Here is an 18534-nt window from a genome sequence, read left to right on the forward strand (position 1 = left end):
ATGGCACTACATTTAATTGACATCCTGGATGCAAAGGAATAGAAGGAGATACAAGTGAGTAGTCTGGACAAACGTATTTCAGAGCTTTCTCCCAAAAAACTTGCGCGCTTAATGCAAAAGTTGAATAAGACGCAGGAGAAAGAGGTAGTGAGACCCCCCATTCGTGCACAGGAGCGTTCAGATGCAAGCCTCCCTCTGTCCTTTGCACAACAACGCCTGTGGTTTCTGAATGAGCTTGAGCCTGAAAATACAATTTATAACCTGCCAGCCGCTGTACATTTGCAAGGAAAGCTGCATGTAGAAGCATTGGAGCAAAGCCTGCAAGAAATTGTGCGTCGCCATGAATCCCTGCGCACCACCTTTGCGAGCTTGCAGGGACAGGCCACGCAAGTGATTGCACCCACGTCCTCAGTTGTCTTACCAATAGAGGACATACAACACCTGGCCACGGAAGCACAAGCAGAACGAACCTATCAAGTTATAGTGCAAGAACAGCAACGCGCCTTTGATCTGGAGCATGGACCATTAATTCGAGCCCTATTAATTCGTCAGGGTCCGGAAGACCATATCCTGGTACTAACCATCCACCACATTGTCTCTGATGGCTGGTCAATGGGAGTTTTGACCCGTGAACTGGCTGAACTGTATACAGCCTACTCGGCCGGAAAGCCCAGCCCCTTAAAAGACCTGGTTTTACAATATGCCGACTACGCCCTCTGGCAGCGCCAATGGTTGCAAGGCGAGGTACTTGAGCAGCACATGGCTTACTGGAAGCGTCAACTGGGACAGAATCTGTTGCCGCTTGAACTACCCACCGATCATCCGCGTCCTGCAACACAATCCTATCATGGCCTACACCAGCCAATCGAGATTCCAGCCGCGCTCATCGAGAAATTAAAAATCGTCGGGCAACAACAAGGCGCAACCTTATTTATGACCTTATTGAGCGCCTTCAAAATTTTGCTCTATCGCTATAGCCAGCAAGAAGATATCGTGATAGGAACCCCGATCGCGAACCGTACGCAGGCAGAAATTGAAGACCTGATAGGTTTCTTTGTGAATACGCTGGTCTTACGTACCGACCTGGGAGGGAATCCATCCTTCCGTGAGCTCGTAAAGCGGGTGCGTGAAGTAACCCTGGAAGCCTACACGCATCAAGACATACCATTTGAACACATCGTTGAAATGCTGCAACCAGAGCGTGATTTGAGCCGTTCCCCACTGTTCCAGGTCATGTTTGTGTTGCAGAACACACCGGGACAAGACTTCACCCTGGGCGACCTCAAGCTAGCACCCATGATCGTCGAGAACGATAGCACCAAATTTGATTTGATGCTGCAACTGGTCGAAACCGAGCAGGGTGTATTTGGTAATTTCGAATACAGCACAGACCTGTTTGACGTTGCCACTATAGAGCGCATGGTGGGACACTTTCAACAACTCTTAGAGAGCATCGCGGCCAACCCGGATCAATCTATTGCCACGCTGGCATTGATAACGCCACCAGAGCGGCAGCAACTTCTTGGCTGGAACACGATCCAGACAGAGTATGCGCCGGATCTCTGCCTGCATCAGCGCTTTGAGCAGCAAGTTGTTGCGCATGGAGATGCTGAGGCCATCCTCTTTGAGGAGCAGCGTCTAACCTATACAGAACTGAACCAACGCGCGAACCAGGTCGCACACTATTTACGGCAGCAAGGAATTGGTGCAGAGACGCTGGTAGGTTTAAGCGTCGAACGCTCACCCGAAATGCTCATCGGCATCCTGGGTATTTTAAAGGCCGGCGGCGCATACGTACCGCTAGACCCGGCGATCCCGGAGGATCGTCTGACATTTATCTTAGCCGATGCCCAGGTCGCGGTCATCCTGACCCAGCAGCATATCCAGGCACGCTTCGCCCAATTTGAAGGAGAGATCATCTGCCTGGATGAGCAAGAGCGCTTTACGCCATCCAGTACAGAGAATCCACCTACGGAAATAAAGCCAGAGAGCCTGGCCTATGTCATTTATACCTCGGGCTCCACAGGTAAACCCAAGGGTGTCTTAGTCACCCATAACAATATCATGCGCCTGTTTAAAGCCACGCAGCACTGGTACAATTTTACCGCTGATGATGTCTGGACCCTATTCCATTCCTATGCCTTTGACTTCTCCGTATGGGAAATCTGGGGTCCATTACTCTATGGCGGTAAGCTGGTTGTTGTCCCCTACTGGATGAGCCGTTCGCCACAAGACCTGCATGCTGAAATGCTCCGTACTGGTGTAACCATCCTTAACCAGACTCCATCAGCCTTCCGTCTGCTACAGCAAACCATCTTAGCCAGTGACCGGCAAGAAAAGCTCGCCTTGCGCCTGATCTTTTTCGGTGGAGAAGCGCTAGAGTTTCAGAGCCTGGGACCCTGGTTTGAGCGCTTTGGCGATCAGCAGCCCCAACTGGTGAACATGTATGGCATCACTGAAACATCCGTGCATACAACATACCGTCCTGTAATTCGGCAAGACCTGAAAGCTGGCCTGATCAGCAATATTGGTTGTGCCTTTCCCGATCTTTGTTTGCTTGTGCTTGACCAGTATAAGCAGCCTGTACCGATCGGAGTTATAGGTGAACTCTATGTGGGAGGAGCAGGCGTAGCGCGTGGTTATCTGCGCCGGGATGAACTGACCGCCGAACGTTTTATGGCGGATCCATTGAATATGCAGCCTGAGATCATGTTCTATAGATCCGGAGACCTGGTACGTTACCAGCAGAATGGGGATCTGGAATACATCGGCCGTATTGATACACAGGTGAAAATTCGTGGTCATCGTATTGAATTAGGCGAGATTGAGAGCATCCTGATAAAACATGTATCAATCCAGGATTGTGTGGTAGTCGCCAGAGAAATTGGAGCAGAGCAGCAACGGCTGGTTGCGTATATCGTCGTTAGCCACGAAGACCTTGAAAATGCCACATTGCAGGAATACCTCCAGAGTTACCTGCCAGAGTATATGGTACCGGCGCTATTTGTGCGCATGGACAGTCTGCCCCTCACTGCCAATGGCAAAGTTGACCGGCGCGCACTGCCGGCGCCCGATAAAAATACCCTGGTTGATGCACGTCGCTATGTAGAGCCACGCACACCTGTAGAAAAAATCATCGCCAGCATCTGGGAGCAGGTATTAGGTGTAGAGCGTGTCGGTTTGAATGATAACTTTTTTGCCCTGGGTGGTGATTCAATTCTCAGCATCCAGATCGTGGCGCTGATTAATCAAAACAGCTTACATGTCACGGCCAAACAACTCTTTCAGTACCAGACGGTTGCAACGCTGGCAGCAGTGGCGCAGGTCGTCGAGGCCGGAACCGTGCGTGAAGCCGAGCAAGGCCGGTGGTTGGTCGCGTACCCCTCACACCGATCCAACAGCGCTTTTTTGAGCATATGCCAGTGCAACCGCATCATTGGAACCAGGCAATATTCCTGCGTGTGCAACAGGCGCTCGACACCGATCTATTAAGGAAAACTATCAGCGCCCTCTTACAGCATCACGATGCGCTACGGCTGCGTTTTGAGTATGTTGAGAGCACCTGGCAGCAACGCGACGCCGCATTTGAAGACGACGTTCCACTGACAATCGTTGACCTGGCTAGCGTAGCAGAAGACAAGCAGGCAGCAGCGATAGAGAGCGCAGCCAATCAACTCCAGGCCAGTTTGCATATCTCGGATGGACCCTTGCTGCGCGTGGCCTATTTTGAGTTAGGAGCAGCCGGCCAACGCCTGCTGATCATACTCCATCACCTGGCCGTCGATGGCATCTCCTGGCGTATCCTGTTGGAAGACCTGCAGAGCGTATATACACAGCTACAACATGCCCAGAGCTACCTGCTTCCGCCCAAGACCACCTCATTCCAGGAATGGTCCAGAAAATTGAGCCTGGCTGCGCAGGCTGCGACCTTTCGACAGGAGTTGGACTACTGGACAGCGCTGGCCGCCCATAGCGTAGTTGGAATGCCGCGAGATTACAGTGAAGGCGTCAATACAGTTGCCTCGATCAGAATGGTGGCCATCTCGTTAAGTCCTGAAGAGACCAGTGCCCTCTTACATGAAGTGCCCCAGGCCTATCGCACGCAGATCAACGATATACTCTTAACCGCGTTAGCCCAGGGCTATGCAGCCTGGACAGGACAGCACAGCCTCTGGGTAGATATGGAAGGGCATGGGCGTGAAGATATTCTCGAAGGTGTCGACCTCTCACGGACCGTAGGCTGGTTTACCACGCTCTATCCCGTCTTTATAGAGGATAGAGAGCATAACGAACCAGGAACATTGCTCAAGCAGATCAAAGAGCGTTTGCGTACCATTCCACACAACGGCATTGGCTACGGCCTGCTGCGTTACCTGAGCGAAGATGCATCTGTCACGGATCGCATCCGAAAAATATCGCCAGCGGAGATCAGCTTCAACTATCTGGGACAGTTTGATCAGGTATTGGGAACGGACGCCTTGTTTCAATTTGCGCAAGAAGCCAGCGGCATACCACGCAATCCTGACGCGAACCGTGAACATGTGCTGGAGGTAAGTGGCAACATCAGTGGTGGACAACTTCATCTGAGTTGGATGTATAGCGCGAATCTGCATAAAGACGAGACGATTACAAACTTTGCTGAATATTGTGTCGAGGCATTACGTGCCTTGATTGCCCACTGTCGTGAGGAACAGCATGGTGGTTACACACCCTCTGACTTCCCATTAGCGCAATTAACGCAGGAACAAATCGATACATTTTTGCCGGCGGATCAACCGATCGAAGCCATCTATCCACTATCTCCTCTACAGGAAGGCATGCTTTTCCATACACTCTATCAACCTGATGGAGGAGATTATATTACTCAACTGGCGTGTACTTTTGAGGGAAAATTAGCAATCGACGTATTTATCCGCGCCTGGCGGCAAGTGATGGAGCAGCATGCCATCTTACGTACAGCGCTCCTCTGGGAAGGATTCGACCAGCCTTTACAGGTAGTACGCAAGCAGGTGGACGTACCCTTTGTGGCGCTGGATTGGCGTGAGTTCACTGAGCAAGAGCAGCAAGAGAAATTAGCCAGCTATCAGCAAGAAGATCGAGCCAGCGGCTTTGATCTTGAGCAGGCGCCCCTGGCCCGTTTGACGCTCGTGCGTATGGCCGATGAAACCTTTGTGTTTCTGTGGAGTCACCACCATATCCTGCTAGATGGCTGGAGTATCCCCCTGGTCCTACGCGATGTCTTTGTTTGCTATGAGGCCCTGCATAAGGGTCATGACATCCAACTGCCGCATATCCGACCGTATCAGGATTATATCGCCTGGCTAGAAGAACAAGATCTGGGTAAGGCGCAAGCGTTCTGGCAAGACTTGCTACAGGACTTCACCGTACCCACGCCGCTGATTGGAGAGCAAGCCTCGGATCTGGCAGATGATACAGACATGCTTACCTATGACGAGCAGGTGATGAAATTATCTGCCACCGAAACCAGGATTCTACAGCAAGAGGCGCGTCAGCACCAATTGACCCTGAACACGTTGATTCAAGGAGCCTGGGCTCTGCTATTGAGTCGCTACAGTGGTCAGGATGATGTGGTCTTCGGAGCCACTCTTTCCGGTCGTTCTGCCAGCGTCGCGGGTATTGAGTCGATGGTCGGCCTGTTTATTAATACCCTACCTGTGCGGGTGCGTATCCCTGGCGAGATCAGCGTACAGAACTGGTTGCAACAACTGCAAGAGCAGCAGAGTGAAGCGCGCCAGTATGAATATAGCCCGTTGGCCCAGGTCCAAAGTTGGAGCGAGATAGCGCGTGGTACATCCCTGTTTGAAAGCCTGCTGGTCTTTGAGAATTATCCAGTCAGCACCAGTGGTACGCAAGGAGAAGAGATGAGCTTGCGCGTGCAAGCCATCAAATCTGTTGAGCAGGCGAATTATCCACTGTCCTTCATTGCCATTCCGGGACAAGAGCTCACACTCAAACTCATGTATCTACGTGGCCGTTTCGGGAACGCAGTCATCGCACGCATGCTGCAGCATCTACACATAGTGCTGCAAAGCTTTGCGACCTCGCTGCAACAGCCCGTGGCCAGCGTTTCAGTGCTTACAGCATCTGAGAAAATCCAGCTTATCGAGGGCTGGAATGCCACAGACACTGCATATCCACGCACGGCTGTGCTGCCAATCCTGTTTGAAGAGCAGGTCAGCAGGACACCAGAGGCCGAGGCCATTATTTGTGGTGAGCAGCGCATCAGCTATGCAGAACTGAATCGCCAGGCTAATCGGCTTGCGCACTACTTGCGGTCCCTGGGAGTAGGACCGGAGATCCGGGTTGGTCTGTGTCTGGAACGTTCAGTAGAGATGCTTGTTGCCCTGCTGGGTATCATCAAAGCTGGCGGCGCCTACGTACCCCTTGATCCAGGCTATCCACAAGAGCGCCTGAGCCTGATGATCGAAGATGCGCAGATCACCATCCTGCTGACGCACTCAGCCCTGCTCGAAAAGCTACCGCCCAGTTCGGTCCAGACAATGCTGCTTGATCAAGAAACAAAAGCGTTGCACGCACAATCGAGCGAGAATCCAGAGCATACCGTCCTGGCGGATAACCTTTTATACGTGATGTATACATCGGGCTCAACCGGCAAGCCCAAAGGCGTCTGTATCACACACCAACCAGTCGTGCGGCTGGTACGCAACAGCAACTATATCCAATTTGAGCCAGAAGATCGGATTGTCCAGGCGGCCAATGTGGCCTTTGACGCCTCTACCTTTGAGCTCTGGGGTGCCTGGCTCAATGGAGCCTGCCTGGTCATGGTGATGAAGGAAGATATTCTGTCGCTGCCACGGTTCGCGCAAGTATTGCAGGAGCAGCGCATCAACACGCTCTTCCTGACCACTGCCCTCTTTAACCAGCTGGCCCGTGAGATCCCGGATGTCTTCCGCTCATTAAAGCACCTGCTCTTTGGTGGAGAAGCCGTCGATGTGCGCTGGGTGCATCAGGTACTGGCAAAAGGAGCCCCTGAGCGCCTGCTGCATGTCTATGGTCCAACCGAAAGTACCACTTATGCATCCTGGCACGAGATCCAGTCATTGGCAGCCGACGCCACGACCATTGCAATCGGACAGCCGTTATCCAATACCACGCTCTATGTCCTCGATGCACATATGCAGCCAGTTCCTGTAGGCGTAGCGGGTGAATTATACATTGGTGGAGATGGATTGGCACGCGGATATCTGCAGCAGCCAGAGCTTACCGCGGAACGCTTTGTGCCCCATCCATTGAGTACTCAACCCGGTGCCCGTCTCTATAAGACTGGTGACATGGTAAAGCGTGACGAGCAAGGCGAGATCATCTTTGTGGGGCGCGCAGACCAGCAGGTCAAGATTCGTGGCCATCGGATTGAACTGGGCGAAATCGAATACCAGTTAGAGCAGCATCCCCAGATTACGGAAGCCTTGATCCTGGTACGGGAAGGAGCCCAGGGCGACAAGCGGCTGGTGGCCTATGTAGAGGCGCCAGGGGCATCCACCTTAGATGGAACCAGCTTACGTGCCTACTTGCAGGAAACCTTACCTGATTATATGCTGCCTGCGATGTTTGTCTGTCTGGATGCTTTTCCCATCACCCCGAATGGCAAGATTGACCGCCGCGCCCTCCCGGATCCTGATGAGAGCCATGTCAGCCGTGGCAGCGATTATGTGGCTCCGCAGACCAGCGTACAGGAGACCCTGGCAGAGATCTGGTGTCAGGTATTGGGCATTGAAAGGATCGGCATCCACGACAATTTCTTTATGCTTGGTGGTGACTCGATCCTGAGTATCCAGATTGTTTCCCGTGCCAATCGCGCCGGCATACAGGTCAGTCCCAAATTATTATTCCAGTACCAGACAATTGCCGCCCTGAGCGCGGTGGTCGCTGATGCTGCGCTACAGACGGACATTGTGGCTGAGCAAGGAATCATCAGCGGTGATGTGATCTTGACCCCGATTCAGCGCTGGTTCTTTGAGCAAGCTGTGCCGCAGGCGCAGCACTACAATCAGGCGATGCTGCTCCAGGTGCGAAGAGCACTGGATGTTGAGCTGCTGAAGCAAACATTTGATTTGATCTTGAGTCATCACGACGCTTTACGGATGCGTTATCAGCAGACGCAAGGTGAGTGGCGGCAATTCAATCTTGCTCAGGAAGACCAGGCCATCTGTCAGGTTGTGGATCTTGCGTACCTGCCAGCCGAAGAACGCAAGCAACGCATTGAAGCGGTAGCAGAAGAAGCACAGCGCAGCCTGAAGCTGCAAGACGGTCCATTACTACGGGTCGTCTACTTCAATCCGGGGCAGGATGAGGACGCTCGGCTGCTTATAGTTGTGCATCACCTGGTGATTGATGGTATTTCCTGGCGTATCTTGCTCGAAGATATCACGACCGCATATACGCAGTTGAGCTCAGGCAGCGTCGCTCAATTACCTGCCAAGACCACATCATTCCAACATTGGGCCATGCGTCTGCATGAATATGCACAGAGTGAGAGCGCACGTAGTGATTACAACTACTGGTTAGCCCTGCAAGACATGGAAGTCAGCGATCTCTGTGATCATCATACAGGAGAGAACACTGTTGCATCGACGCACTATGTGACGGTCTCCCTGAGTATTGAAGAGACACGAGCATTACTGCAAGACGTGCCCCAGGCCTATCGCACCCAGATCAATGACGTGTTACTGACCGCGTTTGTGCAAGCCATGGCCGACTGGACAGGAAATTCCGCGCTGCTCATTGACATGGAGGGACATGGGCGCGAAGACATCATCGATGGGATCGACCTTTCGCGCACGATTGGCTGGTTCACCAGTATGTATCCAGTCTATCTGGAATTGCCTGCTGCAACAAATGATCCCGGTCAGGCGTTGAAAGCGATCAAAGAGCAACTGCGTCGTATTCCGCATAATGGCATTGGCTATGGCCTGATTCGCTATCTGACCACAGCGATCGAGCAGCGTCCACTGCCCGAGGCTCAGATCAGTTTCAACTACCTGGGCCAGTTTGACCAGTCATTTGCGCAGGAAGGCCTCTTCGCGGTCGCCCCAGAATTCGCGGGTACGACCGCCAGTGAGCAGGGGAAACGTCAGCATGTGCTGGATGTCAGTTGTAGTATTGGTGGTGAGCGGCTGCATTTTAACTGGGCCTATAGTGAGCATTTGCATCGTTCTGAGAGCATTGAGCGGGTCGCGCTCAGCGTCATTGCGAAACTGCAAGCCCTCATCGCGCACTGCCAGCGTCCGGAGGCAGGTGGCTATACACCATCTGATTTCCCACTGGCGAGTCTGACGCAAGCGCAACTGGATGCTCTATTGCCAGACAAGCGCCCGATAGAATCTATCTATCCACTCTCACCGTTGCAGCAAGGCTTACTTTTCCAGACGCTATATACGCCTGAGAGCGGCGACTACGTTGTCCAATCCAGTCTGACCTTCCGTGGTAACTTTAATGTGGATGCCTTCCTGCAGGCCTGGCGGCAAGTCGTGGACCAGCATGCCATATTGCGCACCAGTTTTGTCTGGGAAGGACTCGAAGAAGCACAGCAAATTGTGCACCAGCACGTTGACCTACCCGTTGAGCAGCAAGATTGGCGTGCGCTGACGAGCGAGCAACAACAACAAAAGCGCACTACATACTGGCAGGAAGACCGGGCACTCGGTTTTGATTTAACGCATGCCCCCTTACTACGCCTCAGCATATTGCGGCTAGAAGACGACTGTTACGAATTCTTCTGGAGCCATCACCATCTCTTATTAGATGGCTGGAGCCTCCCAATTGTCCTGAACGATGTCTTTGCCTGTTATACAGCGCTAGCGCAAGGTGAGACAGTGCAGTTGGAGCGTAGCCGCCCATATCAGGACTATATCGGCTGGCTGCAAAAGCAGAATATGGCAGAGGCAGAGACGCACTGGCGTCAGAATCTGGCAGATTTTACTACACCCACCGCACTGAACATCGTACCAGTGTGGATGCCAGAGCCAGGCTATGGAGAACATGTCTTTCATCTTTCAAGTGAGACGACGCTCGCCCTGCAAACGCTTGCACGTGAGCAGCATATGACACTCAATACCATCGTCCAGGGTGTATGGGCCCTGTTATTAAGCCAGTATAGCCGGCAGGACGATGTGATCTTTGGCACAACTGTTTCTGGTCGTCCGACTGAACTGGCTGATATTGAGCGCATGGTTGGTCTCTTCATCAATACCCTCCCGGTGCGTGTACGTCTCCAGGCGCAACAAGATGTCCTTTCCTGGTTACAGGAGCTGCATCAACAGCAGAATGATTTGCGTCACTATCAATATAGCTCATTAGCCCAGATTCAGGGTTGGAGTGAAGTACCACGAGGTGTCGCGCTCTTTGAAACCTTACTGGTCTTTGAAAACTATCCCATCAATACCAGTGAGCAAGCAACTTCAGCCGCGATTGAGCTGATAGATGGAAAAGCGCGTGAGCAAACGAATTATCCGCTGACGATCTATGCAATTCCGGGTGAGCGTCTGACGTTCAATCTGCTCTTTGCACATGCGCGCTTTGATCGCGCCGCCATTGAACGCCTGGTCCACCATTTGCAAAACCTGTTTCAGCATATCGTTGAGCAGCCAACGCAACAGGTAGGTGCTATCTCACTGCTCTCAGCTGCCGACTATCAGCAGTTGGTAACGTCCTGGCACGATGAGTCATTTGTCTATCCCCAGGACGTGTGTATGCAGCAGCTCTTCGAGCAGCAAGCGCTAAAAACTCCAGGCGCAACTGCGCTGGTGGTCGGTGAAGAGCGCCTGACCTATGCGGAACTGGATAGACGAGCCAACCAGCTCGCCAGCTATCTGCAGCAGCAAGGCGTCGGACCTGACGTGCTGGTCGGCGTGTGTATGGAGCGCTCGGTCGAACTGATCGTAGCCCTGCTGGGTGTACTCAAAGCCGGCGGAGCCTATGTGCCGTTGGATCCTGCCTATCCCAAAGAACGCCTGGCCTTCTCGCTGGAAGACACACAGGCACCTTTCCTGCTCACGCAAGAGCGCCTGTTAGCGAGCTTACCGGAGCAGCGTGCCCGGATCATCTGCCTGGACCGTGATTGGCAGGAGATCGCGCAAGAACGTCCAGAGCCTGTGCAGACAGAGACCACCCAGCAGGATCTGGCCTATGTGATCTACACTTCTGGCTCGACCGGCAAACCCAAAGGCGTGGCGATTGAGCACCGCAGTGTGATCGCGCTGTTAACCTGGGCCCGGAAAAGCTTTACAGCGGAAGAGCTGCAGGGTGTGTTAGCCGCTACCTCGGTCTGCTTTGACCTCTCGATCTTTGAGATCTTCGTGCCCCTGAGCTGTGGTGGCAGCGTCATCCTGGCCGAAAACGCCCTGCAATTGCCACAGTTGCCAGCCGCGCAGGAAGTGACCCTGGTCAATACCGTGCCATCCGCGATGAACGAACTGGTACGAGCCGGCCAACTGCCCGCTAGTGTCCGTACCGTCAATCTGGCGGGAGAGCCATTGCAACGTGCGTTGATCGATCAACTCTATCAGTTGCCGCAGATCCAGCAGGTCTACAATCTGTATGGACCGACCGAAGACACCACCTATTCGATCTGGGCGCGTATGGAAGAGCAGCAGTCCAGAGCAGTCCCGATTGGTCGTCCGCTGCCAGGAACGCAGGCCTATATATTGGACCAGCACCAGCAGCCAGTGCCGGTCGGCGTGGCCGGAGAGCTCTATCTGGGTGGAGCCGGTTTAGCGCGAGGCTACCTCAATCGAGCCGAACTCACGGCCGAGCGCTTCATCAAGGATCCTTTTAGCCAGCAGCCAGCGGCCCGACTCTACCGTACCGGCGACCTGGTACGCTCTCAACCCGACGGCAACCTCATCTATCTAAATCGGCTGGATGAGCAGGTCAAGCTGCGTGGCTTCCGCATCGAACTGGGAGAAGTCGAAAGTGTATTGCGACGCTATCCCGGTTTACACGATGTCGTAGTGATCGTGCGTGAAGACCAGCCCGGCGTAAAACGGCTGGTCGCCTATATGGTCATGGAAAATACAGAGGTGCTGGTACCCGATATGGTGCGCAGCTTTATGCTCGAACATGTTCCTGAGTACATGGTACCAACGGTCTTTGTGGTCTTAGAGCAACTCCCGTTAACGCCAAATGGGAAGATTGATCGTAAAGCCTTGCCTGCCCCTGAAATCCAGGGATCAGACTATGCGGCCCCGGAAGGCGCAACGGAGCGTCTATTGGTCGAGATCTGGCAGCAAGTTCTGGGAGTGAAGCAGGTTGGTATTCATGATAACTTCTTTACCCTGGGCGGTGACTCAATTTTAAGCCTGCAGATTGTTTCGCGCTTGCATCAGGTTGGTTTACATCTGACACCTAAACAACTCTTCCAGTCACCAACCATTGCGGAACTGGCCACACTGATCGCCACTACCGACCTGACCGCAAGCAGTGCTGAGCAGGGTCTCGTCACCGGTGAGACACCGCTCACCCCGATCCAACACTGGTTTTTTGCCCAGCAGCAACCAGAAGCCCATTACTGGAACCAGGCGGTCCTGGTGAGTGTTGATGAGCGATTGGATCTAGAGGCACTGACGCAAACTGTTAAGCACCTGCTGCAGCACCATGACGCGCTGAGATTCCGCTACACGCTACACGAGGGTGAGTGGCAGCAGAGCAACGCAGCCCCAGACGACACCGTGCCGCTGGAGATTTATGAGCTTGCGCACCAGACGGCCGAAGAGCGACACATCACAATAGAGCAGAAAGCCCTGGTCGCCCAGGCCAGTCTGGATCTGCAAAACGGCCCACTGATGCGTGTCGTCTATTTTGACGCAGGAGAAGATATCGCGGGCCGACTACTGATTATTATTCACCATTTAGCCGTCGACGGTGTGTCCTGGCGGATCTTATTAGAAGATCTGGTCACCCTGTACATGCAACTCAGTCAGCAGCAAACGGTGCAGTTACCAGCCAAGACGACCTCATTCCAGCAATGGGCGCAACAACTGGTACAGTATGCGCAGCAGCCAGAAGTCAAAGCCCAACTGGATTATTGGTTGGCCGCGGACCTGAATACTGTCAGCGCACTGCCCGTCGACTACAGGAGAGGCGAGAACACCGTGGCATCCACGCAAAGTGTGGTCGTCTCCTTGAGTCGTGAAGAGACCCAGATCTTGCTGCGCGAGGTCCCGCAGGCCTATCGCACCCAGATCAACGATGTATTACTGACCGCGTTAGCCCAGGGACTGGCTCAATGGACGGGACAGCGTAAGGTCTTGATTGATCTTGAAGGTCATGGCCGTGAAGATATTCTGGCGGGTATCGATCTCTCGCGGACCGTCGGGTGGTTTACCAGCCTCTATCCATTGCTGCTTGACCGGGGAGAGCAGACGGACGACGGCCAGATGCTCAAAAGTATTAAAGAGCAATTACGTGCCGTGCCACAGAATGGGCTGAGTTACGGACTGTTACGCTACCTGCTAGAAGATAGCCAGATTCGTGAACGTCTGGCGGCTCAGCCGAAAGCCGAGATTATCTTCAATTATCTGGGTCAGTTTGACCAGGCCATGTCCCAATCGGGCTTGATTGGTCCGGCCTCCGAGTCAAGTGGATCAGCAATCAGCCTGCAGGGACAGCGACACTATCTGTTTGAGATCAACAGTAGCATTAGTAGTGGACAACTGAACCTTGCCTGGGCTTACAGCGCTAACCTGCATCAGCACGAGACCGTTCAAGGGCTAGCCAATGCTGTGTTAGCAGCACTGCGGCGTTTGATCGAGCATTGCCAACAGCCGGAAGCAGGCGGCTATACACCATCTGATTTCCCATTAGCCCACCTGACCCAGACGCAGATAGAGCGTGTCCTGGATCAAGACAGGTCAGTCGAAGCTGTATATCCACTATCCCCAATGCAGCAAGGCCTACTCTTCCATACGCTCTATGCGCCTGAAGCCGGTGATTACATCATTCAGTTCCGCAGTACATTTAAGGGTCACCTGGACGTTGAAGCCTTCTCACAGGCCTGGCAACATGTCGTCAGCCACCATACAATCCTGCGTACCTCCTTCCAGTGGGAGGAACTGAGTGATCCAGTGCAGATCGTCCATCAACATCTGCAGGTGCCATTTGTCTTGCTCGATTGGCAGCACTATGACGCTGAAGAGCAACAAAAGCATCTGGCCACTTACCTGAGCTCTGACCGTGAGCAAGGATTTGAGCTTTCCAGAGCGCCATTGATGCGACTCACGCTCCTGCGTCTATCCGACGACAGCTATGAATTCATCTGGAGTCACCATCATATTCTTTTGGATGGTTGGAGTTTACCAATCGTCCTTAATGACGTCTTTATATGTTATGAGGCATTAAGGCTCGGCAAGCCACTGCAGTTAGCAGCGATTCGTCCCTATCAAGACTATATTGCCTGGTTACAGCAACAAGACCTTGAGCAAGCCGAGCGTTTCTGGAAGCATACACTGGCAGGCTTTAGCGTGCCGACGCCATTAACCGTTGATCGTCCACTACAGAATAGTGAGCAGGGATATGAGGAACATGTGCTGAGTATACCGGAGACCATGACACAGTCACTGCAGCAACTGGCGCGCCAGCATCAGCTCACCCTGAACACCATAGCACAAGGGGCCTGGGCCTTTGTGTTGATCCGATATAGTGGTCAAAGTGATATCGTCTTTGGAGCAGTTGTCTCGGGTCGTCCGGCCGAAGTGAGCAGTATTGAAGCCATGGTCGGCCTGTTTATCAATACCCTGCCAGTGCGCGTCAATATCGCAGAAGACGAGAGCGTGATCGACTGGCTGCAGGAGCTACAACGCCAGCAAAGCGAAATGCGCCAGTATGAATATAGTCCACTGGTCCAGGTTCAGAACTGGAGCGAGATCCCGCGTGGTAGCGCCCTGTTTGAGAGCCTGTTTATCTTCGAAAATTACCCTATCAGTAGTAGTGTAGAGGGAGGAGAAGAGAGCCTACAAATACTCAAAGTTGATTCCCAGGAGCAAACAAATTATCCGCTCACCCTGGTGGTATTGCCTGGAGCCCAACTTTCCGTACGTATCCAGTATGATCGCCAGCGCTTCGATGCCAGAACTATCCAGCGTCTGGCAGGGCACATCCAGACCGTGTTAGAAAGCTTTGTCAGACAAAGTGAGCAACAACTGGCGCACCTGTCGATGCTTACCACGGCCGAACAGCAGCATCTGACCGCTGCCTGGAACGCCATCGAAATGATCAGTGCTCCTCAGTACTGCCTCCATCAACTCTTTGAGCAACAGGTAGCGCAGCAACCGACAGCCACTGCGGTACGCTATGAAAATCAGAGCTTGACCTATGAACAACTGAATAACCGCGCCAACCAGTTAGCGCACTACCTGCGCTCCCTGGGTATAGGGCCTGATATCTTAGTGGGTCTGGCCCTTGAGCGTTCACTGGAGATGGTCATTGGCATTCTAGGCATCCTCAAAGCAGGTGGAGCCTACGTGCCAATTGATCCGATGTATCCAAAAGAACGCCTGGCATTCCTGCTCGAAGATGCTAGCGTGCCGGTATTAGTGACACAGCAAAACTTACTGGAGCGCTTACCAGCATATGCCGGTCACGTGGTCTGCTTTGATACGGATCAGCAGCTATTGGAGCAGCAGGTTCAGACTAATCCGGACTGGGAAGCCAGCCTACAGCAATTAGCCTATGTCATTTATACCTCGGGCTCGACCGGCAAACCCAAAGGCGTGCTGGTTGAGCATAAGCATGTGGCCCGCCTGTTTTCCGCGACTCAGCCCTGGTATAACTTTGGCCCCGACGACGTCTGGACCTTATTCCACTCCTACGCCTTCGACTTCTCCGTGTGGGAATTATGGGGCTCGCTACTGTATGGCGGCACGCTGGTTGTTGTTCCTTACTGGATGAGCCGCTCGCCACAAGATTTTTATACGCTCCTGCAAAAAGAAAAGGTGACGGTCCTGAACCAGACTCCCTCAGCCTTCCGCCAATTGCAGCAGGTGGCCCTGACCACCGCGCACGAGCAGTCCTTAACTGAACTGCGTTACGTGATCTTTGGTGGTGAGGCCCTGGAACTGCAGAGTTTGCATCCCTGGTTTGAGCGCTTTGGGGATCAGCAGCCGCAACTGGTGAATATGTATGGTATCACCGAGACCACGGTGCATGTCACCTATCGACCAATCACGATGGTCGATGTAGAGGCTGGAACCGGCAGTGTAATTGGGCGTGCGATCCCTGATCTGAGTGTGTATGTACTCGACCAGCGGCAGCGGCCCGTCCCGATTGGCGTGGCTGGCGAGCTCTACGTGGGAGGTGCCGGTGTTGCCCGTGGCTATCTCAACCGACCAGCCCTGACCGACGAGCGTTTCATCCGCGACCCCTTCAGTCAGCAGCCAGCAGCCCGGCTCTATCGCACCGGTGACCTGGCCCGCTACCACGAGAATGGGGACCTGGAATATATGGGGCGCATCGACGAACAGGTCAAGATCCGTGGGTTCCGTATCGAGTTAGGAGAGATAGAAGGGCAGATTACGCAACATCCCGACATCCAGGAATGTATTGTTATCGCCCGTGAAGACACTCCGGGCAACAAGCGCCTGGTGGCCTATGTCGTACTCCAGCCGGAGGTTTCCACCACCGGTAGCGATATTCGTGCCTATTTGCAAGAGCGCTTGCCCGAATATATGGTCCCGGTCGCTTTCATCCTGCTTGAGAAGTTGCCATTGAACGCCAACGGTAAAATTGACCGCCGCGCCCTCCCGGCACCCGATCAATCCCACCTGGCCCTGGATCGAGCAGAGAGGATCAGCCCTCAGAACGAAAAAGAGCGCGTCCTGGCCCAAATCTGGCAGCACGTATTGGGTGTTGAGCAGATCGGTATCCATGATGACTTCTTCGCATTGGGAGGTGACTCCATTTTGAGTATCCAGATTGTGGCCCGTTCCCAGCAAGCAGGTCTAAAATTAACACCGAAACTCTTATTCCAGCATCCAACGCTGGCAGACCTTGCCGCCCATGTAGAAACGGCGCCGCAGATAGAGCGCGAGCAAGGCATCGTCAGTGGGGATGTGCAGATTACGCCGATCCAACGCTGGTTCTTCGAGCAGCAGCAGCCCGATCCCCATTATTGGAATCAGGCAGTGCTCCTGAGCGTGCGTACAGCTTTGCAGGTAGAGTTGCTAGAGCACGTTGCCCGGGCAGTACTTCAACAACATGATGCCTTACGCCTGCGCTATACCCGGCAGCCAGATGGTAGCTGGCAAGCATTTAATCAGGTTGACGAGCCTGCGCAGGTGTTTGCCTATCATGATCTTTCAGCGCTTGCGCCAGCTGACCAGCCACTAGCCGTTGAAGCCAGCGCCTTAGCGGTCCAGGCCAGTCTGAACATCGAGACCGGACCGATCATACGCATGGTGTACTTTAAACTGGGCGAAGACGTACCAGGCAGACTGCTCGTGGTCATTCACCATCTCGCGGTCGATGGCGTCTCCTGGCGTATTCTCTTAGAAGATGTGCAGACCGCCTATGAGCACCTGAGTCAGAACAAAGAAATCGTGTTTCCGGCCAAGACGACCTCATTCCGTCAATGGTCACAACAACTGTATGACCACGCACAAAGTACAGCTATGCGCCACGAATTACAGTACTGGCTGGCACAGGGGCGTCAACAGCTCGCCGCGCTACCAGTTGATCAGCGCACAGGATCTAATAGCATACGTTCCTCACGCACCTATGCGATCTCATTGACCCATGAAGAGACCCATCAGCTCCTGCATGAAGTGCCGCAGCGCTACCATACCCAGATCAATGACGTACTCCTGACCGCACTGGCCCATGCCCTGACAAAGTGGACAGGGCAGTCTGCGGTACGCGTACATCTAGAAGGACACGGAAGAGAAGAAATTATCGAAGGATTGGATCTATCACGAACCGTCGGCTGGTTTACCAGCCTGTATCCAGTTATTTTAGCGGTCGCTGATGCTCAGCAACCAGTAGAAACGCTAAAAAGTATGAAGGAATATCTGCGTGGTATCCCACAACGAGGTATTGGTTATGGTTTATTACGCTACCTTTGTACTGACAGCACAACTATTGAGCAACTGAAAAGCTTACCGGAGGCTGAAGTGAGCTTTAACTATCTGGGCCAGTTTGACCAGACAGTCTCCCAGGAAACACTTTTCGGACCCGCTCATGAGTCAAGTGGCTTACCAGTGAGTATAGATAATCAGCGCCAGCACCTCCTCGATATCAACGGCAGTATCGTTGGTGGCCAACTGCAATTAGCCTGGAGCTATAGCAGTAATTTCCATCTTGATGGGACCATTGCCACTGTCGCGCAAGATTATCTGCACACATTGCGCCAGATAATCGCACAAATTCACAACAAAGAAACCATTGAATTTACCCCTTCTGATTTCCCTGAAGCCGAATTAAATCAGAAGGAACTTGATAAAATTGTGACCAAACTGCGTAGAAAAAAGGGTAAGTAACGTGCAAACATCATCAATTCAAGATATA

At 53.1% G+C, this 18534-nt stretch carries 2 protein-coding genes; both read left to right on the forward strand.

Features of this window, described 5'->3' with window-relative positions; translation table 11 throughout:
* The first annotated feature begins 54 nt into the window (after nucleotides 1-54).
* Nucleotides 55-3492, forward strand: coding sequence for a non-ribosomal peptide synthetase (locus KDW_RS34140; protein ID WP_151757964.1), 3438 nt, complete (start codon nucleotides 55-57; stop codon nucleotides 3490-3492).
* A complete protein-coding gene (locus KDW_RS21290; RefSeq protein WP_233097884.1) occupies nucleotides 3417-18506 on the forward strand; it encodes a non-ribosomal peptide synthase/polyketide synthase in 15090 nt (5029 codons plus the stop codon). Before KDW_RS34140 ends, KDW_RS21290 begins: the two co-directional genes overlap by 76 nt.
* The last annotated feature ends 28 nt before the right edge of the window (nucleotides 18507-18534 follow it).

It is taken from the genome of Dictyobacter vulcani (assembly GCF_008974265.1).
Taxonomy (GTDB): domain Bacteria; phylum Chloroflexota; class Ktedonobacteria; order Ktedonobacterales; family Ktedonobacteraceae; genus Dictyobacter; species Dictyobacter vulcani.

Excerpts from the sequence above, each read along its gene's own strand:
- KDW_RS21290 (WP_233097884.1), top strand. The coding sequence starts at position 3,417 with ATGCCAGTGCAACCGCATCATTGGAACCAGGCAATATTCCTGCGTGTG.